Origin of the sequence: Microcoleus sp. PH2017_35_SFW_U_B, assembly GCF_020737865.1 — a bacterium.
Lineage (GTDB): Bacteria > Cyanobacteriota > Cyanobacteriia > Cyanobacteriales > Microcoleaceae > Microcoleus.
The window spans coordinates 16,882-39,113 of record NZ_JAEQDE010000087.1; the positions used below are offsets into that span (position 1 = coordinate 16,882).

Here is a 22,232-nt window from a genome sequence, read left to right on the forward strand (position 1 = left end):
CAATGCAACCGGAAACGATAGATTATTGATTGTTGACTGTTGGGAAATTTGAATAATACCCATGCAACCGGAAACGATATGAGTAGGGTGCGCCGAAGAGCATCTGATCGCCATAAGTAGTGCGTCAAATTAATTTTTGCGCCTAGGGCTGACACCCGGGCGCCAATCTTGTAAGAGTCAAAAATAGTCACAGGGGTCGATCGCTCGATTCCAATGACTTAAGCTTTTATGCTGAAGTTAGCTGAAGCATTTATGTTTAACCTGATGTATATTTCTCCAGAGCAAGACCAAAAAATTCGCTACATCATCCGAGAGTGCGGTCAAGAAGCCCACAAGCTTGCAGCGGAACCTTTTGAAGTTTCCGAGAAAGGCCCAGATGACTACGTGACGAGTATCGATCGCTACTTAGACGGAAAACTATCAGCAGCATTTAGCGCTTTGTTTCCTGAAGATGGCAGGATCACGGAGGAAAACACCACTTCCAGAGCAGCTTACCAGGCAAATTACCAGCGCCTCTGGTGCATCGATCCCCTCGACGGGACGGAGGGATTTATTCAGGGAAAACAGCACTACGCTGTGATGGTGGGGCTGCTGTTGGAGGGGGAACCGGTGGCCGGCTGGATCTACGCCCCGGCTTTTGACCAAATGTATTTTGGCGGTAAAGATTGGGGATTGTTCCAAACTGTGGGAACCTCTTCGCCGCAGCCGATCGCTATGAGCAAACCCCCCGCTCCGACACCGTTCAATTGTAAAATTATTCTCGGCGACAGAGACCAGAAAAACTATGCCGGAGCGATCGCCCAAAGCATCCCAGGAGTAGAATTTTACTCGCTGGGAAGCTTTGGCTTAAAAGTTATGGAAATCATACAAGGTCGAGCCGGTTTGTACCTGTATTTCAACGGTAGAGTTAAAGTGTGGGATACCGCCGGCCCTCTGGCCCTAGCAAAGGCAGCCGGATTGGTCTGTTGCGACTTGCAAGGTCAACCGCTGAGGTGGACGGCAGACGCCATAGAGCCGGAGTCTCTGGCCCACACGCAGTCGATCGCGATCGGCTGGCCGGATTATATAGAAGCTCTGTTGGGGAAAGTTCAACAGGCAGTGGGACGCCTGTAAACCCGTTTAAGATTGAAAAATCTGCCCATAATTTTAGGTGAAGCGGGCCCCTGTACCCTGATTGGAGAATTGGGTTTTAAACCCCATAGTTCTAGGACAGCTTTGCATTAAAATTGAAATGTCTACAGGCTCAAGACACGTTGAAACAGCTACGGTGAGAGCGCACCTAGACAGCTAGAGGGGCAATGGTTGACTCCAACCCTGAAGGCATACAAGCATTTGACTTGTGAGGAAAACAAAAAGTCAACCTAGGGCATTGGGAGACTTAAAACGAACGTGGAGACTGAGTGAGACTTGCTTCTTGCAAGCATTAGTCTGTGAAGCGTTAAGGAATCCTCTCTCATTCAGGAAGAGGAGGTATGTCAAAGGAGCTATGAGACGAAGTAAGTTTCGCCTGTGTCTGAGATTTGCGTCTCGTTCGCTTTGTGTCAATCTTATGTAGCAGCAACAGATTGTTTGTTTTCTCAAACAGCGATCGTTCCCTAGCTATTGGGTGTCGCCTAATCTAATTTCCCACCTCCGCGAGTTTGCATGAAGACAGAAGCTTTCAGTGAGCTGTTCCCTCTATTTAAGGGTGCTAACCCAGAAACCTTGGGAGGGCTGCTATCCAATGCCGTTAAGCATGAGTATCCCCCAGGCCGAGCTGTGGTGATGGAGGATTCTTGGGGTAACGCAATTTATTTTGTTGTGTCGGGCTGGGTCAAAGTCCGCCGCCTGTCAAACGATCGAGCTGTATCAATGGCTATTTTAGGACGGGGAGCTTTCTTCGGCGAAATGGCCATTCTTGATGAATCTCCCCGATCGAATGACGTACTTGCTCTATCGCCCGTGCGGCTGATCAGTGTCACGGCTCAGCGATTTATCCAAACCCTGTTTAAAGATCCGCAATTGCATCACCGGATGCTGCAACTGATGGTGCGGCGCCTGCGCCAAACCAATCTCCGCTCTCAACTCCAGAACCGCCAGCCAGCGGTTAAACTAGCAAATACTTTAGTTGAGCTGGGAGAAAACTACGGTCAGAAAACTGCTGAGGGCAGAGATATCTTCAATATCCCTTATGAAGATTTAGCTGACGTGACAGGTATCGCCCTAGATGAAACCAGCAAAATTATGGAAAAACTAGATAGTAAAGGCTGGATCAAAATCGATCCAGAGCACCAAACTATCCATTTGATCAACCTCAAGCACTTGATGAATTTGGCAAGTCAATGACCGATGTCACTTATGAGGATACCTCGTCCGCTGCCGATCGCGCGATCGGACAACTAACAGCACCGACCATTCACTATTCGGTGGCGATGCCCAATCCTGAATCCCACCTGTTTGAAGTGACTTTGCGCGTGCAGGGTTGGTCGGAGCCGGTGCTGGATTTAAAAATGCCTGTCTGGACTCCCGGTTCTTACTTGGTTCGAGAGTACGCCCGCCACCTGCAAGATTTTCGATCGCTAGGAGGCGATCGAGCTTTACTTTGGCGCAAGATTAGCAAAAATCACTGGCAAATCGAGACAAATTCAGTGTCAGATGTCACGGTTTGCTACCGGATTTTTGCCAACGAACTGACAGTACGAACCAATCATTTAGACTCGACTCACGGTTATTTTAATCCAGCGGCTCTGTGCTTTTTCTTGCCCGGTTTTGAGCGCAACTGCTATACGGTGACAGTGGTGCCACCGCAGCCGGAATGGCGCACAGTTACTACTTTGCCGCCTGTTTCTGGGGAAGATTTTACTTTCGCTGCTGCGGATTTTGACACCCTTGTCGATAGTCCTTTTGAGATTGGCTGTCACGAGTCCTACGATTTTGAAGTGATGGGAAAACCCCATCAGCTTGTAGTTTGGGGACAAGGCAATTTAGAACCAGAACGGGCAATTCAAGATATCAAGAAAGTCATTGAGGTAGAAGCAGAAATGTTCGGCGGTTTGCCTTACGACCGCTATGTGTTTTTGTTGCATTTGTCTGGCTCTGGTTTTGGCGGATTGGAACACAAGGATAGTTGCACTCTTAACTATTCGCGTTTTGGTTTTCGGAACAAGGACAAGTACGAACGGTTCATTCAATTGGTGGCTCACGAGTTTTTTCACCTCTGGAATGTCAAGCGCATTCGACCGAAAGCTCTCGAAATATTTGACTACGAACAAGAGAATTATACTCCTTCTTTATGGTTCTCTGAAGGCACGACCAGTTATTACGATTTGCTAATTCCTTTTCGAGCGGGTCTCTATGGCGTGAAAGGTTATTTCCAAAATCTTGCCAAAGAAATCACTCGCTTGCAGACGACTCCGGGGCGGAACGTGCAGCCTGCGAGCGAGTCGAGTTGGGATGCTTGGATTAAACTTTATCGGAGGGATGCTAATAGCGATAATTCGCAGATTTCCTATTATTTGAAAGGGGAATTAGTTTCGTTTCTGCTGGATTTGTTGATTCGAGCTAAACACGGCAACGCGCGATCGCTCGACGATGTGATGCGTTTGATGTGGCAGCAGTTTGGCGGTTGTTCTCCTGAAAATGAAGATTTTGACCAGAAGTCGGGAACAGAGGCAAAGCCTGCGTATCTGACATCAAATGGTAAGTTAAATGCTCGCTCGCGGACGGCAGAAATAGGCTTTACTCCCGAAGAGTTGCAAAGTGCGATCGAGTCTGTAGCCGGCATGGATTTGAGTGACTTTTTTGCGCGCTATGTAGACGGCACAGAAGAGTTGCCTTATAACGAATATCTGGAACCTTTCGGGCTACAAATTTGGGTAGATGAAAGCGAGCAAACGCCTCGGATGGGTTGGACGTTGGGAGCGGAAAACGGGCGGCAAATGGTTAAATTTGTCGAAGCAGGATCTCCGGCACAATTGGCCGGAATTGACGCTGGAGACGAGTTGCTGGCGATCGCAGGTTTTCGAGTAAATGCCGAACAAGTGGCAGAGAGGCTGAAAGACTATCAGCCGGGGGACACGGTAGAAGTGACAGTTTTTCATCAAGACGAACTGCGGACTTGTTCTGTTACTCTCGCCCAGCCGCGCCCCGGCCGTTATTCGATCGTACCAGTCGATCGGCCAAGCACTATTCAGAAACAAAACTTTACTGGATGGCTGGGTGTTCCTCTGTCGAATTTGTGACATCATTGTTAGTAGTTAGTTGTTATTTGTTACTTGTTACTTGTTGGTTGTTATTTGTTAGTTTTAATAACCAATAAGATTGTGTCCGGTTAATTACCTATCATAAATTTTGTACTGAGAGCGCTCGTCCTCACTGCAAAACTATAGGCCAATCGGGAAGGACTCAAGTCCTTACTAAAAAAGACTTTTATGATGGTTGTCTCACCGGATATGACATAAAAAATCAGCAATAACCAGTAACAAATAACTCATAACAAATAACCCATTAGCAATCACCAATTTTAATTATGCAAACCCCACCTCCTCCATCAATTACGCCTCGCCAGATGAACCTGCTGCGAATCGTTTCCTCTATGGCCTGGGCTGATGGCGAACTCGCAACAGAAGAAGTTAATTTAATGCTCGATCGCTTTTGTCGTTTGTTTGCCGCAGATGACGACGCCCAACAAATGCAACAGGAACTGCGGGATTACATCATGCAAAATATTCCCCTTGATGAGTTGATTCACCAACTAGAAACTCAAGAGGAAAAAGAATTAGTCTTGCAACTCGGCTATGAAGTGATTGCATCTAGTTCTCGCACTCCCGACGAACCAAACATTAACTCTGACGAAGCCGCAGCTTATCAAAAATTAGTGCAGTTGCTGAATCTTCCAGAAGATGCAGTCAAGCGTATTGAAGCAGAATCATCGGCGACACATACTTCGGAGGGAATTATAGAGAAGATAGCTCACAAATTAGAACAGTTCATCAAACGCTAGTTTGCGACTGGCGCGCGGCTGATTCCTGGTTGATTCCTGTATTTCTCGTTACTAAACCTGAAATTTTTAAGAGCAACCGGGAATAATTCGCCATAGGTAAGTCTTTTTTACTTAATACTTTTGGACTGGGTAATATAGCCCTTCTCAGATAGGTGAGGTACGTTGTTGGGCTTCAGCCCTCTTCGTTTGGGCTTCAGCCCTCTTCGTTTAAGCGGTTATATAAGCAGTCAGTCATACCTCATCTTTCTGATAAATGCTATACAATTTTTCCCAAATAATGTAACCTAACAATTGTTGTGCAAGAGTGTTAGGGAAAGTTGTTGATTCTCCCGGATGTGTAAGATCAAATCCGGCTGTACCAGAATGATTAAACCGCAGAGGGCGCAGAGGACACAGAGGGAGAAAATAGAGAGAGGTACTCATGGGTATAGGGCATAGGGCATAGGGCATAGGGCATACCTCACTTTTTTTGAGAAAGGCCATATCATCTTCGGGTAAAGATCGATCTTATGATTGTTGAGAATATTCTCAAGTAAGTGACTAATAACTAATAAGCAATAACCAATAACTAATAACTAATAACTAATAACCAATAACTAATAACTAATAACTAATAACCAATAACTAATAACTAATGACTAATAACTCTTTAAAATTATTGTTCCTATCAACTTCTGTAGGTCAACTCGGTTCGGGGTTGGGCGGCGGAGTCGAACTTACAGTCTTCAACATTGCTAAAGAATTGCAGCGTCGAGGTCATAAAATAACAGTTGTAGCGCCGGCAGGTTCAGTCTTAGAATCAATTCCAGTCATCGAAATCGCGGGGGATTTGCAAGTAACTGCCCAAACACAAGATTACCACGATCCGATTGTGATGCCTGCCGATTCTGTGCTGGCAAATATGTGGGAATACGCTCGCCAAGTTCAGGATGATTGGGATCTGATTGTTAATTTTGCCTACGATTGGTTGCCTTTTTATTTGACGCCATTTTTTAACACTCCGATCGCACATTTTATCAGTATGGGCTCCATGTCGCGATCGTTCGATCGCATCGCCGGACAAATCGCCGTCAAATTTCCCGGTACGCTGGGAGTTTGCACCCTTACCCAAGCCCAAACCTTTGCCTTTGCTAGCGAGTGCGAGTTGGTGGGAAACGGCGGCATCGATTTATCGCTGTACGACTTTTGCAGCCAACCGGAACCAAAATTAGCTTGGCTGGGCCGCATTGCCCCGGAAAAAGGCTTAGAAGATGCTGTGGCGGCTGCAAAAATTACAGGCATTCCCCTAAAAATTATGGGCAAAATGCAAGATGAGGATTATTGGCACAAAATTTGTACAGATTACCCGGATGCTCCGGTAGAATATTTAGGGTTTCTGACAACAACCAAAATGCAAGAACAAGTCCGCCAGTGCCGAGCATTGTTGATGACGCCGCGCTGGGTGGAAGCTTTCGGAAATGTGGCGATCGAGGCTTTAGCGTGCGGTGTGCCTGTGATTGCTTACGAGCGCGGGGGGCCGGCGGAAATTGTGCGAGACGGGCTGACGGGCTTTTTAGTGGAACCTGATAGTGTAAATGGCTTGGTAAGTGCGATCGACCGTTTAGACAAAATTGACCGCAGTGCTTGCCGGCGACAAGCAGAGGTAGAATACAATTTAGGAGCCGCGGGCGATCTTTTTGAACGCTGGTTCAAGTCTATTGTAAAATTGAGTTAAATAAACTCTTAATTGACCACAACAAAAGACCACAAAAATAACTATGGCAACTGAACGTTTAGTGCTTTTATCGAGCAGAGAAATCGAAAAAATGCGTCAAGCTGGCAGCTTAGCAGCTCAGCTTCTTCTGCATCTCGAACCAATGATTAAACCGGGTGTCAGCACTCTGGCAATTAACGACGAAGCGGAACGCTGGACTTTAGCCCACGGTGCAAAAAGTGCTCCGTTAGGTTATAAAGGATTTCCGAAATCTCTGTGTGCTAGTGTCAATGAAGTTGTCTGTCACGGCATCCCGAATGCAAAACAAATTCTCAGAAAAGGTGACATTATTAACATTGATGTAACGCCTTTAGTTGATGGCTATCACGGCGATACTTCTAAAACTTTTTTTGTTGGGGAACCTTCACCTGTAGCTAAAAGGTTAGTTGAAGTAACTGAGGAATGTCTCAGAAGAGGAATTGCGGAAGTTAAGCCTGGTGCTCGTACCGGTGATATCGGTGCGGCGATTCAAGAATATGCTGAAGCGCAGGGTTTTTCGGTGGTGCGAAATTTTGCGGGACACGGCGTGCATCGCGTTTTTCACACGGAACCGGAAATTTTGCATTACGGTAAGCGGGGGACGGGAAAGAAGCTCAGACAAGGTATGGTTTTTACGATCGAGCCGATGATTAATGAGGGTACTTGGGATGTGGAAATTTTGGCGGATGGTTGGACTGCTATCACTAAGGATAAAAAGCTTTCGGCTCAGTTTGAACACACTCTGGCTGTGACTGATTCTGGGGTGGAAATTCTGACTTTGCCGTAGGTATGAAAGGTGGAATTCCGCCGAATCGAATTCGGAATTAGGTACGTAGTTGCGCTTCAGCGCTCTTAGTATTATATACGGAAAGAGCAATCCTAAATCATTTTCAAGCTCGGGAAATTATCAAATCCTTGCTATAAAATGAGTTTAGCAAGACGAGAGGTAGTCGTACCTTGAAACTTAGATAGGATTACTATATTTACGAAAAGAGCGCTGAAGCGCAACTACGTACCTTTGAGCGCTGAAGCGCAACTACGTACCTTTGAGCGCTGAAGCGCAACTACGTACCTTTGAGCGCTGAAGCGCAGCTGAAGCGCAACTACGTACCTTAATAGATAATTATTAATATGAAATGGCTGCAACCGGGAGATTTGCTGCGGGCGATCGCACCTAGCGGCGCGCTGCGAGAATTGACTAATTTTGAACGCGGTTTGGAAATTTGGAAATCCCGCGGCTATCGAGTTGAATTAACACCGGGTTTTGCCGATCGCGCTGGCTACTTGGCCGGTTCCGACGAAAACCGCGCCCGACAGCTCGCAGATGCCCTCAGTGACCCGGATTGTCGCGGTATTCTGTGTGTTCGAGGCGGTTTCGGTAGCACTCGACTTTTGGAAAAAGGTAAGGTGGGCGATCGGGCTAATTCCGGGTTTCCTACTCCCGATTCCCATGCGCCGAAATGGTTGATCGGCTTTTCCGATATTACGGCTTTGCTGTGGAATGACGATAAATTGGGGATTTGGGGCGTTCATGGGCCGCTGCTGACGACTTTGGGCGCGGAACCGGATTGGTCTGTCGATCGACTTTTTGACTGCGTAGAAGGCCGTCCGTTACAATCTTTGCAAGGTAAGGGATGGGGCGGTGGAAAGGCTACGGGGCGGTTGTTTCCGGCGAATCTGACGGTGGCTACTCATTTGCTCTCCACCCCTTATCAACCGGATTTGACTGGTGCTATTCTCGCATTTGAGGATGTTTCGGAGGCTCCTTACAGGGTCGATCGGATGTTGACTCAGTGGCGGATGGCGGGGGCTTTTGCGGGGGTGCGGGGGATTGCTTTGGGACGGTTTAGTCGCTGCGAGGTTGGCCCGGATAGTCCTAGTTTTACTATAGAAGAGGTTTTGCGCGATCGGCTCTTTGACTTAAATATTCCCATTGTCTCGGATTTACCGTTTGGCCATGAAGGGGTTAACGCTGCTTTACCGATGGGAATTGAGGCGAGTCTCGATGCTGAATCGGGATTGCTGATTTGTGGGGATACATCGCAACTTTAGATGCGGCATCAACGTCTGTAAGTTGGTAGGGTGCGTCAGGGAGAAATTATTAGTCTGTGATTAAAACACTCAGCCCTGACGCACCGTACAGTTGGTAGTCAGTTGGTAGAGTGCGTCAGGGAGAAATTATTAGTTGGTAGGGTGCGTCAGGGGAAAAATAATTAGTCTGTGATTAAAACACTCAGCCCTGACGCACCCTACGATAATTCCTAAATAGTCCAGTTGGGTGAGGTTAACACGGTTGGCATAAATTAGATTTAAAATAGAGTGTGTATGCAAATGTCGGCGCCAACAAGGCAAAAAGATTTTAAAACTTTTGAGAGGTTGATATGAAAGCACACAACTTGTTAAACAGTATTGCTGCCGCAGTCCTAGTTACCGGATTGGCACTTACGGCGATTCCGTCAAGTGCGGTTGCCGAATCGATACAAAATAACGATCGCATAGATGGAGTAATCCGCCGCACTTCCCCGATTTACCGTTTCCGAAATATGTGGACGCCCGGAACTCCGACGGAAGAATTGCGCGGTCAAGAATATACTTTCACTGCGCGGGAAGGCGATAACATTCAAGTGTTTTTAGATACGGATAGAAGTCGCGGTTTTACTCCCGTTATGGTACTATTTTACGGGAACAACAAGCAAGTCGCTTTTACCCAAGACCGTTCTTTTAATTATGTGATTCCCCGCAGTGGCGATTACAAGCTTTTGGTGTTAGCGAAAGATGCTGCGAGGGGCGGTAGCTACACGGTGGAAGTTGCGGGAATTGATGGCGGCGACAGACGTGCTAGTAATAATAGATGGGATGACAGAAGCGATAGGGGCCGTAACAGCAGCAGCTACGATGGAGAACGGATTTTGCGTGATGATTTTGGCTTAAATCCGATCGACTGTCGCCTCAGACGTACTATGGTAAGAGTAAGATTTGACGATACCGGGAGAGACGGGACTTATTGCGCTGTACCGACTAGGGCTGTTCCGGCGGGCGATTATTATTACAATTCGCGGACTAGGGATTTAGATTCGGCGAGGGCGGATGATGGTAGATTCGATCGATCTAATGATAATAGCAGGTTCGATCGTCCCGAGCAATGTCGCGTATCTGTAGGCGGAGTCTGTGTGACTAGGTAAGCCCGAAAAAATCATCTTTTCCGAGGAATTGTAGGGGCGGGTTCACCCTGATTTGTAACTCAAATCAACAATATCTATAAACCCGCCCCCACCCAACTAGATAAGCCCGAAAAAATCATCTTTTCCGAGGAATTGTAGGGGCGGGTTCACCCTGATTTGTAACTCAAATCGACAATATCTATAAACCCGCCCTAACTTGGAGTGATGGGTGGGGGCGGGTTTTTGAGTCCGTCGATTTCATTGTAGATTTGGGTGAACCCGCCCCTACAAATCTTGGTATTTTAGATGTAATTTTTTATTCCTGAATCAGTTGCTGGTTACCAGCTAAAATTTGTGAGGCAATTAATTCAGTTCCAAAAATAATGGATACTATTGATATTTAAGGCTTCCGTTTTCATTGTATTCAAGTTCATGATACTTGCCACCTAAACCTAAATCATGTAAGCACCTCTGGTAGTTTTTGGGGTCCATATCAAAAGCATTAGTCTGATTCAATCTTGCCCATTCAGCTACTTTTAGCTGGCTAGTTACCCCTGAAGCATCAACTACAGTTTTGACAATCCAATCAAACATCTTTATTTACTCTTTAAGTTCGTATAATTTAATTATATTCCTATTGATTTTTTTGGGTCAAGTTTCCATTCAATTATTTTCCCCAGCGAGTGGGGAGATTTGCAAGGGTTCCCAAAATTATCCGTCAAAACTCCTTCAACCCCGCAGAAAAACTCGCTGAAACCCTTGCCCAGCAATGCTGCGAGGGTTAGAACGAAACAGCGTATTTTCAGCCATTTTCCCGACCCCTCGCAAACTACCACAGTTCGATCGCAAATCAAGCTCTACCAATTAATGAATTAATTCAGTCCAGAAAACAGAAGCGCTGAAAAAATAGATGCGGAGATTGCTTTCATAAGAGATCGCTTCGCTAACGTTCCTCGCAATGACAGATAGTGCCTCGCAATGATAGATAGTAGGGAATTTACCCATCAAACCCAAAGAAACCGGGTTTTTTTGCGAATCTGCCGACTGCGACGAAGAATTATCGCCAAAAACCCGGTTTCTGAGCCCCGCGTCAGTCCGAATACACATACAGACATCAGACAATAGCTGCTGCGGGCCGATCGCCGAATTTTCGATCGAAAAGGACGATCGCACAGTGGTAAGCTACCAAAGACATTAAAAGATCTAAATTCGAGAAAAGTTAAGATGTCATCATTAAATGAAGTTCCCTTGCTGTTGCGGGCAGCCCGCGGCGAAACCCTAGACCGCCCGCCCGTGTGGATGATGCGCCAAGCCGGTCGCTACATGAAAGCCTATCGAGATTTGCGAGAAAAGTATCCCTCCTTTCGCGAACGTTCCGAAATTCCCGAAGTTGCGATCGAAGTTTCGCTTCAGCCGTGGCGCGCGTTTCAACCCGACGGCGTAATTTTATTTTCCGATATCGTCACCCCAATGCCCGGTTTGGGCATCGACATGGACATCGCCGAAGGTAAAGGCCCGATTATCCACGCACCCATCCGCACTCAGCAGCAAATCGACAACCTGCAACCGCTGAACCCGGAAGAAAGTTTGCCTTTTATCAAAACTATCCTCAAATCCCTGCGCGCGGAAGTCGGCAACAAATCCACCGTGCTCGGTTTTGTCGGCGCGCCCTGGACTTTAGCAGCCTACGCCGTTGAGGGCAAAGGTTCTAAGGATTATGCGATTATCAAAAACATGGCATTTTCCGATCCAACTTTACTGCATCAGTTGCTGTCGAAATTTGCAGATGCGATCGCAGTTTACGTGCGCTATCAAATCGACTGCGGCGCCCAAGTAGTGCAAATGTTCGACTCCTGGGCCGGCCAACTGTCCCCGCAGGATTACGACACCTTCGCTCTACCATACCAAAAACAAGTATTCGAGCAAGTCAAAAAAACCCATCCCGACACACCGCTAATCCTATTAGTCACAGGTAGCGGCGGCCTTCTCGAACGCATGGCTACATCCGGCGCAGATATCGTCAGCGTCGATTGGACGGTTGATATGGCCGACGCGCGCAAGCGTTTGGGCCCCAACATGAACGTTCAGGGAAATCTCGATCCCGGCGTATTGTTTGGTTCTCAACCGTTTATTCGCGATCGAATTCTTGATACAATTCGCAAAGCGGGCGATCGCGGACACATCCTCAATTTAGGACACGGCGTATTGCCGGGAACCCCCGAAGATAACGTGCGTTTCTTCTTTGAAACCGCCAAACAAGCCGACAAATTGCTCGCAGTTACCGCTTAAATTTGACAGGAATTCAAACCCCAAAAACCTCATTCTCCAAAATCCGTAGGGGCGGGTTCACCAACAACCTTAAAAGTTGCAAACAGGTGAAATAAACCCGCCCCCACTACTTAAATTTGACAGGAATTCAAACCCCAAAAACCCGTAGGGGCGGGTTCACCAACAACCTTAAAAGTTGCAAACAGGTGAAATAAACCCGCCCCCACCCCACCGAAAATCCCTGTTAACTACTGGTAACGAATAGAACCCGGAGATCCCCCCTAACCCCCCTTAAGAAGGGGGGGACAAGAGCATTCAAAACCTCGGTTTTTAAGACGGGACAAGTATTCTCAAAGTCCCCCTTATTAAGGGGGATTTAGGGGGATCAAACCTCAACTGTCACCCAAATCTATGGCCGACTAAAGCCTCAAATTCAAACCAATAACTCCCCCTCTCCCCCTCTCCCTCTCTCCCCACCTCCCCCCCTTCCCCTTCTGCAAATGACAAAAAAAATTTTCATAACGGGTGCAAGTGGCTGTATCGGTCACTACATGGCCGAAACCTTGATTCAACAGACAAACCACGAACTCTACCTATTAGTTCGCAACCCCGATAAGCTAAAATTTGACTGGAAAGCGCGATCGGGCATCAATATCATACAAGGCGACATGAAAGATATCGATCGCCATTCCGAACTGCTGCAAACAATAGACGTAGCAATTTTAGCAGCCACAGCTTGGGGAGGAACCCAAGAAGTTTTTGATGTCAACGTCACCAAAACTCTGCGCCTCATTCAACTACTTTCGCCCCAGACTTGCGAACAAGTAATATACTTTTCAACCGCCAGTATTCTCGGTAGAGATAACAACTTGCTCAAAGAAGCCGGAGAACTAGGAACAGATTATGTTCGTTCCAAATACGATTGCATGACGCAATTATCTACGTTAACAAATGTGCCTCCAATTACCGCACTTTACCCAACCTTAGTATTAGGAGGAGACGCAGAAAAACCAGTTTCTCACCTATCATCCGGTTTGCCGCTTGTCGCCAAATGGATTGGTTTGATTCGCTGGCTGAAAGCAGATGGCAGTTTTCACTTCATCCACGGTGCAGACATTGCCACAGTAGTTAATTACTTAGTCGAACATCCGTCCGATTCCGAGGAACCGCGACATTTTGTACTCGGAAATCCGGCGATTACCGCGAACGAAGTTGTCGAACAAGCTTGCAAGTATTTGCATACAAAAATATTTTTTCGGATTACTCTGTCACCTTGGCTTGCCGATTTTTTTATTTGGTTGTTCCGAATTCAGATGGCTGCTTGGGATAGATTTTGTATCAGCTACCGCCATTTTACCTATCAAAATCTGGTCAATCCCGAAAGCATTGGATTGCCGAGTTACTGCGGCACAGTTGCTGATATGTTAAGAACTAGCGGGATTCCAGATAAAAATACAAAGTAGTCCGTACACTCCGCACCAATAATCGGACAGGCTAGAAGCCCATCCCACAATCTTTCTTGTGGGATGGGCTTCTAGCCCGTCCCTAATTCTTTATCCTATTCAACTCTACTATTTCAAATTCTTTTTTGCCTGATTCGGGCACTTTTGAAGCGATTATCGTCAATCAATGGTGAGATACGATAAGATATCAACATTTGCCAACTATAACAGGGAACTGCAAGCTAAAAATTGCGCCCATTATCTTTGTGTTAGGGGGTGTCGCCCCTTTCTAGATAGTCGATCGCGGGCAAGATCGTAATTTTAGCCTTAACATTAAATATTGAGAGTCGATCGAACTCTCAAACGCCAGCCAGATCGCAAGTCTTTTAGTGATGTGAGGTTTAACATACTATGCGAGTGCTTCTAGTTTACCCCCTGTTCCCGAAAACATTCTGGTCTTATGAGAAAATCCTAGAATTAGTCGATCGCAAAGTGCTGCTTCCACCGCTGGGTTTGGTCACAGTAGCAGCCATTCTACCCCAAGAATGGGAATTCAAGTTAGTCGATCGTAACATCCGACAAATCACCGAAGCAGAATGGGAATGGGCAGAGCTCGTTATTCTGTCGGCGATGATTGTCCAAAAAGAAGACTTGTTAGACATCATCCGCGAAGCCAAACGGCGCGGTAAATCCGTAGCTTGTGGCGGCCCCTACCCAACTTCCGTACCCGAAGAGCCCCAAGCAGCCGGCATCGATTACCTGATTCTCGACGAAGGCGAAATCACCCTACCGATGTTCGTCGAAGCCATCGCGCGCGGTGAAAAAAGTGGAATTTATCGATCGGACGGCGTAAAACCCGATGTTACCACAACCCCTGTTCCCCGCTTCGACCTGCTGGAATTAGACAGCTACGACTCAATGTCGATTCAATTTTCCCGAGGCTGTCCCTTCCAGTGCGAATTCTGCGACATCATCGTCCTCTACGGGCGCAAACCCCGCACCAAAGAACCCCAACAATTAATAGCAGAACTAGACTGTCTCTACAACCTAGGTTGGCGGCGCGGCGTCTTCATGGTAGACGACAACTTTATCGGCAACAAACGCAGTGTCAAACTATTGCTAAAAGACTTAGAAGTCTGGCAAATAGAACACAAATTCCCCTTCAACTTCAACACAGAAGCATCCATCGACTTAGCCCAAGACCAAGAATTGATGGACATGATGGTGAAATGTCATTTCAACGCAGTATTCCTCGGAATTGAAACTCCCGACGAAGAAAGCTTGCAAATGACCAAGAAATTCCAAAATACTCGCAACTCCCTGATAGAATCAGTCGAATTAATTGCCAAATCAGGTTTGCGAGTCATGGCCGGATTCATCATCGGCTTCGACGGCGAAAAACCGGGCGCAGGCCAACGCATCGTCAACTTCGCCGAAGCAGCAGCAATTCCCAGTACAACCTTTGGAATGTTGCAAGCTTTACCGCACACTGCATTATCGCACCGACTAGCAAAAGAAGGCAGATTGCGCGACAAATCCGGCAATTTGAATCAGACTACATTAATGAACTTCATTCCCACGCGGCCGCTAGAAGACATCGCCAGGGAATATGTCCAAGCATTTTCTGACGTGTACGATGCTGAGAAATACTTAGACCGCACCTACCGCCACTTCTTGATGTTAGGTGCACCTACAGCAAATATACCATCAAGAATCCCCAGTTGGATCGACTTGCGAGCGCTGCTAACCGTAGTTTGGCGCCAAGGAGTCAAGCGTTCAACTCGGTGGAAGTTCTGGCATCATTTGTTCAGCATTATCAAACGCAATCCTGCCGTTTGGGATCACTATTTAACAGTATGCGCCCACAACGAGCATTTCCTGGAATACCGCCAAATTGTGCGGGATGAAATCGAAGAACAATTAGCCGAGTTTTTAGCTGACGAAGCTCAACAGGCTCAGCAAAAAGCCCTGATTGCTTCCCTTGCAGAAAAACAAGTGCAAGTAGTTTAAGATTTACATTTATCTGGAAGGGTAATCAGAAACCGGGTTTTTTACGAAGATCTTTCGTCGCAGTCGATAGATTAGGTAAAAACCCGGTTTCTTTGTGCGCTATGTGAGTATTTGTAGGGTGTGTTGTTATGAAAAGTCCCTAAATGCGATCGACAATTTCATGGATCTGAACCATACAGAATAGTTCAGAAAACAAGTATTGGGTTTCTTTCATCAGCTCTTAAAAAGAACAGGTGCGTCGCTATTAGATTGTCGCTCTTTCTTGAAGATTGTCAATGTATCCGCACCCTACTACTTTGCGTGCTAGAAATGTGAGTCAGAAACCGGGTTTTTTACGAATATCTTTCGTCGCAGTCGATAGATTAGGTAAAAACCCGGTTTCTTTGCTATAAGTGCATTAATCTCGTTTCCAGGCAGAGCCTGGAAATGTGATATCCTGCGGCTCTGCCGCCTCTTGAGAGGGTAATCTAGTTTAATATACTAGATAATTATGATATCATAGAATCCAAAACTTATTGACTCAAACTATATGACCACAATAACTACAATAACAACAGCCTCCCAACTAGCAGATTACTACATTTGGTTTGCCAATGACGTAGGCTCCTACCTCAGCAACCACAAGCTCCAAAAACTATTGTACTACGCCCAAGCATGGTATCTAGCCTTTGAAGACATACCGCTTTTTGATGAGGATTTTGAAGCCTGGGTGCACGGGCCGACCATCCCGACTTTATTTTACGAATACAAAGAACAATTTGGATTTAAGCCAATTCTCAAAGAAGTCGAAAAACCCGAGTTTCCCGAAGAAGTACAAGAGTTTTTGGACGAATTATCCGATGAGTATTTTTTTTGCGATGCTTACGAGTTGGAATTGATGGTGCGCCGCGAAGACCCTTGGATTAAGGCGAGAGGTAACTTGCCAAAAGATGAACCTTCTCATGCTATTATTTCTAAGGAATCAATGAAAGACTTTTACAAAACCCGTGTCATCGAAGAAACCTAAAAAGGCAGATATACGCCGCCAGCAATCCTTATCTAGTATCAAGCGTCAAGATGTAAAAATACCAGAAGGAGTGAGTTTTTCTTTCAGGTACTATCAGGATGACAAAGATAAATTTTCACTAGCCAACAGAGATGCTAGATATCTAGCATCTCTATTGAGAAGGCTGCGGGATTTATCACAATTGAATTCTCAAGAAATCATCAATAATCAGAGTAAAAGCCTGCGCTGTCATGGCATAGCATGGCAAGATACAACTGAGCCTCATGGTTTTGGGATTCCCAACGAAGATGAGCTAGTCAATATCCCCTACCAGTTTCAAATATCTGCTAATGAATACGGTAGGGTACATGGATTTTTTAGTGAAAATATTTTTTATATTGTTTGGCTAGACCCAGACCACAATCTTTATAGTTGAAATCTCATAATTTTTAGCATTCAATCGATGTTATATCATATAATAAAAAACTTATTTAGCTAACTCACTGTAGTGTGAATCAGGGATTTTTTTAGTCCCGGTAGGGTGCGGCTCCATCAAAAATCCCCAAAAAATTGTACATCTGATAGAGCCGCACCACACAATAGTCAGGTGCGCCGCCTCACAAAGCCCCCATTATTCATCAAAAATATGACATATCGGCACCCTACTTCATAGCTTTTTCAACAGCAGATGTAGGCGCTTCGCCTTATTGAAGGGTACGCAGAGCAACGCAGGTGAATGCGAGATGATGGGCGGTAAATACTACTATTGGCCGCCCAACTTACTTCGACAGATAGAGACGATCGCGCCCGCAAATTATCAAAATCTAATAACAAGCTCAAAAATATCAAAATTCGCGATCGCCCTCAACCCCCCATGCAAGGAACCAATCACATCAGGACAGCAGCTCTACTAGGGCTTCTCAGCGGCCTTCTCGTTTTAGGAAGCTATTATTTAATCGGGAACGAACAAGGACTTTACATCGGTTTAGCATTAGCCGCCTTCAGCAGTTTTAGCTCTTGGTACTACTCCGATACCGCAGCATTAATGGCTTACCGCGCCCGCCCGATCGCCCGCAGCGAAGCACCCGAACTCTACGATATTGTAGCATCGCTGAGCGCCAAAGCCGAAATTCCCGTGCCGAAAATCTTTGTAGTTCCGACTCAATCTCCCAACGCATTCGCCACGGGAAGAGACCCGGAACACGCCACAATAGCAGTTACCGAAGGCATCATCAAACTGCTTTCCCGCGAAGAATTGGAAGGCGTTTTAGCGCACGAACTAACGCACATCCGCAACCGCGACACTCTCACTCAAGCAGTAGCCGGGACGATCGCCGGTGCGATTACATTTGTCGGGCGAATACTGACATTTGGAGCGCTTTACGGCCCGGTAACGCGGGACAGCAGACAAGGCCCGAATCCGTTTGGTTTGCTGTTTTTAATCATTTTAGCACCGCTATCAGCAACCTTAATTCAATTGGCGATTTCTCGGACGCGGGAATTTGCAGCCGATAGCGGTGCGGTGGAAATTACCAATAACCCGATCGGCTTAGCCAACGCGCTGCAAAAGTTGGAAAAAGTCGGCCGTGAAATTCCGATGCACGGGAATCCGGCGATGTCACCGCTGTTGATTGTGAATCCTCTTTCGGCGGTCGGTTTGCAGTCGCTTTTCCGGACTCACCCCTCTACCGAAGAGCGAATTCAGCGGCTTTTGACGATCGCGCAGCAGCAGCAAAATTCTCCGGTTATGGCATTCATGAGCGGGATTTAGTCGATCGAAAATGAAGAAACTAGATTGAGAAACCCGGTTATTTGTAGCAGCCGGGTTTTTGTTTGTTTATAATGATAGCTGTGGTACGATCGACTCGCACAACTAATTTGCGGCGCGGGTGTGAGTAAGTGATTCCAGAATTCGATGAAAACGGCAATCTACCACCGGGAGTTCATTTTTGTGAATGGGAGGAGTTTGAGGAGAGATTTGGTACGAATTTTAAAAGAGAGAACATGATAGTGGGCTTGAAACTGGCAATGACCCAGTTAAAAGCAGCGGGTGCTAGAACTATCTATATTAATGGTAGTTTTGTTACCAGCGAAGAAAGACCTAAGGATTTTGATGCTTGTTACGATCGTGAAACTGTAGATATGAATAATCTGAGAGTCAATGCTCCTAGATTGTTTAATCATTTCGATCGAAATGCCCAAAAAGCTAAGTATCGAGGGGAAATTTTTCCATCAGACCAACCTGTAGGCAATTACGGTCAAAATTCCTTTGAATTTTTTCAGACTGACCGAGACAAAAATAAGAAAGGAATTATAGCAATAGATTTAATGAGGTGGGAACCATGATCGGAAATGAATTACAGTATGAATACTCTAAAGAATGGGTAGAAAAATTCAACAAAACTCTAGCAGCAATGGAGCGGGATGAAGAAGCAAAAAGAAAAGACTTTCTCAAATGGGATGCAGGTAGAGGTTCGATCCAGTGCCATTTGGATCAATTGCATGAAGAAATAGCGGAATATGAAAGATTGATGGCGTGGGACAAGAGCGAGCCGATAGAAATTGTAGTTGAGAATTTCAATAAACTGTCAGAGGCTTTAATTAAAGCTCGAATGGCTGCCAAAATGAGTGAGGAAGAACTAGCAGAAATTTTGGATATTGACCCAGAACGGATCAAGGAATACGAGAAAAAAAAATATCAAAATGCTAGTTTGACGGAAATTCTTGATATTAGCTTGGCTTTGGGTTTGGAGTTTAAAACGGCTGTGATGCAGGTGGATTTTGAGGAAATAGAGGCTATTAAAGAAACAGCGGAAAGATGGCGCAAACGAAAAAGGGAGAAGGCAAGTAAAATGGCCTAAAGATTTGAGGGGCGAGATCCTTCGCCATTCAATAGCACCTATACGATCGGTCAAAATACTGGTAAAAGTGAACAGCTTTGAGGTAAACTAGAATTGCTCAAAGTTTCTGGAGTCTGACATGGAAATAATGAAACTGATCTCGCATATTGGATATGATTGCATATTGCTTCTCCAAATGCCCGCGATTTTGAGATATACTTGTACATAAAGATAGGAGGTAAATTTTCCACTTTGAGTTTAGATCAGAGTAGTTTAGATGAAATTCGAGAAGATATCGCTAAAATTGCCAGTCGTTATGGGGTTTTTCAATGTGTTGAATGCAGTCAGGCTATCAAAGAGTTCTTGACGGTCAGAAACCTACATGGTAAACAGATTAAACTGGATTTAGAAAGGCAAGACCTACCTTGGTCAGTGATTTATGATTTACGACGACAGCAGCAAATTGCTACTAATGGCTACCATCAAGGGATATCAATTACGATCGACGAACAGGAAATTGTTTTTGATAATATAGATTGTAGTGGTGTGAATCGGCAGGAATGGCTGCAAAATTTAACATCTCCTACTCTGGAACTGGGCATGGGAAGTTTTAAGGTTATAGAAGAGGAATTTTGAGCTGCAAAACTTGCAGTTATTTGAAAAATATTGAGGTAAAAAATGCACGATTTATATACGCTGATTGAGAAAATAAAAAAAGCTCCTTCAATGTACTTGGGACGACATTCAATTATTTGTCTTCAGGCTTTTTTATCGGGTTACAGCATTGCTAAATATGAGTTGGGAGAACAGCCAACTAAACAAGATAGCGATTTTATGCAGTTTCCTGAGTGGATACGAAAAAAATTCAATGTGCAGACTAGCCAATCTTGGGCTAACGTCATTCTGTTTTATTCTGAGGATGAAAGTAAAGCACTCGATAAGTTTTTTGAGCTGTTATGTGAGTTTATCGATCGTCATTCTTCGACTGATACTTTAGGCGAAGGGGGATTGGAGATAGAGGAAAAAGTGCAAGTTTTTAGGAATTGATATAAAGGGCGATCGATCTTTCATTTTAGGCGATCGATCATCAGAAACAACAAAGGGCGATCGCTCTTGATGCGCGATCGGCAAATATGGCATATGTAAGTTTCATGCAAGTCCCAAAGTTTTCAGCCGTCAGCTAGAAACTCTAGTTGACGGCTGATGCTATGCGCCCAATCCTATTTTAAAAATCCCCAGGTAAAGTCGTAAAGTTACCCGCACTTAAAGCCGCAGGTTGGACTCCCGAAACAATACCTAAAATTTGTCCGGTGGTAACGATACGAATGGCAGTATTGCTACCCGAAGTATCTAAGGCAATTCCCGAAAATCCGAGTCCGTTCGTCAAGACGATCGCGTCTTGACCTGCTGTAAAATCAGCAATAATATCGGCATCCGCTACACTAGAGCCAGGGGCATTCACGCGCAGGATAAATAAATCGTTTCCAGCGTCACCCGTTAGAGTATCTTTACCAAGATCCCCAACTAACTGGTCATTTCCTTCTCCTCCAAACAGAAGGTCGTTATTCTGTCCGCCGCGCACAAGATCGTTGCCTGCACCGCCATAGAGCGTGTCATTTCCCAAGTTTCCAGAAATCAAGTCATTGCCAACGTTGCCGTCGATGCGATCGGCATCGCGACCTCCAAAAAGTGTATCATTACCATCGGCTCCCAGTAGAATATCGCTGCCAGCATTGCCATTCACCAGATCGTTAGATGATGAGCCTTGGATGACATCATCGCCATCTAAACCACGAACCGAAAGATTACCGACTTTAGCGGGATCGATCGTGATGGTATCGCCATCGTTAGAGAGGTTGAAGAAAGTACCATTTGGACCGAAGGGAACAGCAGTGGCTCCAGGTGTGAAAAAGTTTAAAGTATAGTTACTTCCACGATCGCCAACTCCGTCACTTATTTCTACGAAGTAAGTTCCAGGTTGTAAAGCTTGATTAATGGAAACAGGCTCACTAGATATACTCCGTGTACTCGTGCCACGACTTGCAATCGTTTCATTCCTCTCAACAACATTGTTATTATTGCGATCCTGAATTAAGTTAACAAGTATACTCTTAGTAGTTCCTGACAAAGTAAGACTGACATCAGTCGGTTGAGCCAGAGTGAAACGATAGAAATCAATAGCATCGAGCCTGGAGTTTCCGGCATACTCAGAAAACGTCCGGCTCCCGTTGAGAACGCCGATGTCGAGTGCCTGACTCATCTGATTTCCCGGATCGATGGTTAAAGTTCCAACAGGAGTATTGGTCAGAGTCAGACTATAATCTGTAGCACGACTGCCTATGGCGGTACTTTCGGACAATCCTACACTAATAAAGTAGGTTCCTGCGGGTAATTCAGCATCAATTGACTCGTCGCGACCGCCAAAGTTCGTAATTTGTCCAACCGCTTCATTACTGTCAACAATATCATTATTATTGAAGTCGCGAATAATGTTTAAATTTACAGTAGCAGACTTGAATAAGCTAACATTCAAGCGGCTACTGCGATCGAGGGTGACTCGATAAAAATCCACATTATCCATCGTTTCACGGTTGAGTGAATCTGCAAACGAAACTCCACCGACAAGGGAACCCACATTCAGGGCTGTACTCATCCGATTTCCAGGATCTATCATGATTTTTTTTTCTTTTAACTGCTGTCAGGAAGATGGTTGAATTTTTGGTTAGAACTGAGATGTTATAGAATTCTCAATTCTTTTAAAATGGTTATCGAGGGAAGATGAGGATCGGGCGATCGGCAAACCGCTGATGGTA

21 protein-coding genes are annotated in these 22,232 nt (G+C 45.6%); 18 read left to right on the plus strand and 3 right to left on the minus strand.

The genetic code is table 11. The features are described 5' to 3' along the window. The first annotated feature begins 228 nt into the window (after positions 1–228). The 8 genes from JGK36_RS23555 to JGK36_RS23590 all read left to right on the plus strand — a co-directional run bounded on the left by JGK36_RS23555 (position 229) and on the right by JGK36_RS23590 (position 9,895). Positions 229–1,113, plus strand: coding sequence for an inositol monophosphatase family protein (locus JGK36_RS23555; RefSeq protein WP_293198182.1), 885 nt, complete (start codon positions 229–231; stop codon positions 1,111–1,113). A gap of 531 nt (positions 1,114–1,644) precedes the next feature. Continuing rightward, positions 1,645–2,325 carry a Crp/Fnr family transcriptional regulator gene (locus JGK36_RS23560; protein WP_293145897.1) on the plus strand — a complete coding sequence of 227 codons (681 nt, stop codon included), beginning with the start codon at positions 1,645–1,647 and terminating at the stop codon, positions 2,323–2,325. Beyond that, positions 2,322–4,220 carry a M61 family metallopeptidase gene (locus tag JGK36_RS23565; RefSeq protein ID WP_293176560.1) on the plus strand — a complete coding sequence of 633 codons (1,899 nt, stop codon included), beginning with the start codon at positions 2,322–2,324 and terminating at the stop codon, positions 4,218–4,220. The genes JGK36_RS23560 and JGK36_RS23565 overlap by 4 nt, the downstream gene beginning before the upstream one ends. Before the next feature lie 287 nt (positions 4,221–4,507). Then, a complete protein-coding gene (locus tag JGK36_RS23570) occupies positions 4,508–4,981 on the plus strand; it encodes a TerB family tellurite resistance protein (RefSeq protein WP_293189217.1) in 474 nt (157 codons plus the stop codon). A gap of 634 nt (positions 4,982–5,615) precedes the next feature. Next, positions 5,616–6,695 (plus strand): glycosyltransferase family 4 protein, encoded by a 1,080-nt coding sequence (locus tag JGK36_RS23575; protein WP_293189219.1) that lies wholly within the window; start codon positions 5,616–5,618, stop codon positions 6,693–6,695. Between the two features lie 43 nt (positions 6,696–6,738). After that, positions 6,739–7,500 carry a type I methionyl aminopeptidase gene (gene map, locus JGK36_RS23580; protein ID WP_293176554.1) on the plus strand — a complete coding sequence of 254 codons (762 nt, stop codon included), beginning with the start codon at positions 6,739–6,741 and terminating at the stop codon, positions 7,498–7,500. A 335-nt stretch (positions 7,501–7,835) separates the two neighbouring features. Beyond that, complete coding sequence (locus tag JGK36_RS23585; protein WP_293198195.1) at positions 7,836–8,765, plus strand: LD-carboxypeptidase; 930 nt, start codon at positions 7,836–7,838, stop codon at positions 8,763–8,765. A 329-nt stretch (positions 8,766–9,094) separates the two neighbouring features. After that, complete coding sequence (locus JGK36_RS23590) at positions 9,095–9,895, plus strand: hypothetical protein (RefSeq protein ID WP_293198180.1); 801 nt, start codon at positions 9,095–9,097, stop codon at positions 9,893–9,895. Positions 9,896–10,264: 369 nt separating this feature from the next. Here JGK36_RS23590 and JGK36_RS23595 read toward each other — a convergent pair whose 3' ends face one another. Together JGK36_RS23595 and JGK36_RS23600 are read right to left on the minus strand one after the other, a co-directional pair. Further along, positions 10,265–10,468, minus strand: coding sequence for a hypothetical protein (locus JGK36_RS23595; protein ID WP_293185475.1), 204 nt, complete (start codon positions 10,466–10,468; stop codon positions 10,265–10,267). Positions 10,469–10,738: 270 nt separating this feature from the next. Next, complete coding sequence (locus JGK36_RS23600; protein WP_293185476.1) at positions 10,739–11,047, minus strand: hypothetical protein; 309 nt, start codon at positions 11,045–11,047, stop codon at positions 10,739–10,741. 51 nt (positions 11,048–11,098) lie between these two features. Here JGK36_RS23600 and hemE point away from each other — a divergent pair, with 51 nt between their 5' ends. From hemE to JGK36_RS23650, 10 genes are all read left to right on the plus strand, one after another. Beyond that, complete coding sequence (gene hemE / locus JGK36_RS23605) at positions 11,099–12,163, plus strand: uroporphyrinogen decarboxylase (protein WP_293185477.1); 1,065 nt, start codon at positions 11,099–11,101, stop codon at positions 12,161–12,163. Between the two features lie 479 nt (positions 12,164–12,642). Next, the gene (locus JGK36_RS23610; protein ID WP_293185478.1) at positions 12,643–13,605 is read left to right on the plus strand and encodes an NAD(P)-dependent oxidoreductase; all 963 of its coding nucleotides are present in this window, start codon (positions 12,643–12,645) and stop codon (positions 13,603–13,605) included. Between the two features lie 390 nt (positions 13,606–13,995). Beyond that, on the plus strand, positions 13,996–15,594 hold the full coding sequence (locus JGK36_RS23615) for a B12-binding domain-containing radical SAM protein (protein ID WP_293185479.1): 1,599 nt from the start codon (positions 13,996–13,998) through the stop codon (positions 15,592–15,594). Between the two features lie 529 nt (positions 15,595–16,123). Continuing rightward, the gene (locus JGK36_RS23620; protein ID WP_293185480.1) at positions 16,124–16,600 is read left to right on the plus strand and encodes a Panacea domain-containing protein; all 477 of its coding nucleotides are present in this window, start codon (positions 16,124–16,126) and stop codon (positions 16,598–16,600) included. Then, positions 16,581–17,015 carry a hypothetical protein gene (locus tag JGK36_RS23625; RefSeq protein ID WP_293185481.1) on the plus strand — a complete coding sequence of 145 codons (435 nt, stop codon included), beginning with the start codon at positions 16,581–16,583 and terminating at the stop codon, positions 17,013–17,015. Before JGK36_RS23620 ends, JGK36_RS23625 begins: the two co-directional genes overlap by 20 nt. A 438-nt stretch (positions 17,016–17,453) precedes the next feature. Then, entirely contained in the window at positions 17,454–18,350 is an 897-nt protein-coding gene (locus JGK36_RS23630; protein ID WP_293185526.1) for a M48 family metalloprotease, read from the plus strand. A gap of 128 nt (positions 18,351–18,478) precedes the next feature. Then, entirely contained in the window at positions 18,479–18,925 is a 447-nt protein-coding gene (locus tag JGK36_RS23635; protein WP_293185482.1) for a hypothetical protein, read from the plus strand. Next, positions 18,922–19,440: a helix-turn-helix transcriptional regulator gene (locus JGK36_RS23640; protein WP_293185484.1), complete on the plus strand. Its 519-nt coding sequence runs from the start codon at positions 18,922–18,924 to the stop codon at positions 19,438–19,440. The genes JGK36_RS23635 and JGK36_RS23640 overlap by 4 nt, the downstream gene beginning before the upstream one ends. 231 nt (positions 19,441–19,671) lie before the next feature. After that, on the plus strand, positions 19,672–20,055 hold the full coding sequence (locus JGK36_RS23645) for a papain fold toxin domain-containing protein (protein ID WP_293185485.1): 384 nt from the start codon (positions 19,672–19,674) through the stop codon (positions 20,053–20,055). Between the two features lie 42 nt (positions 20,056–20,097). Further along, positions 20,098–20,466, plus strand: coding sequence for a hypothetical protein (locus JGK36_RS23650; protein ID WP_293185486.1), 369 nt, complete (start codon positions 20,098–20,100; stop codon positions 20,464–20,466). Positions 20,467–20,644: 178 nt separating this feature from the next. Here the strand turns inward: JGK36_RS23650 and JGK36_RS23655 are convergent, their stop codons facing one another. Continuing rightward, positions 20,645–22,093: a calcium-binding protein gene (locus tag JGK36_RS23655; protein WP_293185487.1), complete on the minus strand. Its 1,449-nt coding sequence runs from the start codon at positions 22,091–22,093 to the stop codon at positions 20,645–20,647. Positions 22,094–22,232: the final 139 nt, after the last annotated feature.

What these genes read in the sequence shown, in the direction of transcription:
- JGK36_RS23555 (WP_293198182.1), top strand. Translation starts at nt 229, where the DNA reads ATGCTGAAGTTAGCTGAAGCATTTATGTTTAACCTGATGTATATTTCT.
- JGK36_RS23560 (WP_293145897.1), top strand. Translation starts at nt 1,645, where the DNA reads ATGAAGACAGAAGCTTTCAGTGAGCTGTTCCCTCTATTTAAGGGTGCT.
- JGK36_RS23565 (WP_293176560.1), top strand. Translation starts at nt 2,322, where the DNA reads ATGACCGATGTCACTTATGAGGATACCTCGTCCGCTGCCGATCGCGCG.
- JGK36_RS23570 (WP_293189217.1), top strand. Translation starts at nt 4,508, where the DNA reads ATGCAAACCCCACCTCCTCCATCAATTACGCCTCGCCAGATGAACCTG.
- JGK36_RS23575 (WP_293189219.1), top strand. Translation starts at nt 5,616, where the DNA reads ATGACTAATAACTCTTTAAAATTATTGTTCCTATCAACTTCTGTAGGT.
- map (WP_293176554.1), top strand. Translation starts at nt 6,739, where the DNA reads ATGGCAACTGAACGTTTAGTGCTTTTATCGAGCAGAGAAATCGAAAAA.
- JGK36_RS23590 (WP_293198180.1), top strand. Translation starts at nt 9,095, where the DNA reads ATGAAAGCACACAACTTGTTAAACAGTATTGCTGCCGCAGTCCTAGTT.
- JGK36_RS23595 (WP_293185475.1), bottom strand. Translation starts at nt 10,468, where the DNA reads ATGTTTGATTGGATTGTCAAAACTGTAGTTGATGCTTCAGGGGTAACT.
- hemE (WP_293185477.1), top strand. Translation starts at nt 11,099, where the DNA reads ATGTCATCATTAAATGAAGTTCCCTTGCTGTTGCGGGCAGCCCGCGGC.
- JGK36_RS23610 (WP_293185478.1), top strand. Translation starts at nt 12,643, where the DNA reads ATGACAAAAAAAATTTTCATAACGGGTGCAAGTGGCTGTATCGGTCAC.
- JGK36_RS23615 (WP_293185479.1), top strand. Translation starts at nt 13,996, where the DNA reads ATGCGAGTGCTTCTAGTTTACCCCCTGTTCCCGAAAACATTCTGGTCT.
- JGK36_RS23620 (WP_293185480.1), top strand. Translation starts at nt 16,124, where the DNA reads ATGACCACAATAACTACAATAACAACAGCCTCCCAACTAGCAGATTAC.
- JGK36_RS23630 (WP_293185526.1), top strand. Translation starts at nt 17,454, where the DNA reads ATGCAAGGAACCAATCACATCAGGACAGCAGCTCTACTAGGGCTTCTC.
- JGK36_RS23640 (WP_293185484.1), top strand. Translation starts at nt 18,922, where the DNA reads ATGATCGGAAATGAATTACAGTATGAATACTCTAAAGAATGGGTAGAA.
- JGK36_RS23650 (WP_293185486.1), top strand. Translation starts at nt 20,098, where the DNA reads ATGCACGATTTATATACGCTGATTGAGAAAATAAAAAAAGCTCCTTCA.
- JGK36_RS23655 (WP_293185487.1), bottom strand. Translation starts at nt 22,093, where the DNA reads ATGATAGATCCTGGAAATCGGATGAGTACAGCCCTGAATGTGGGTTCC.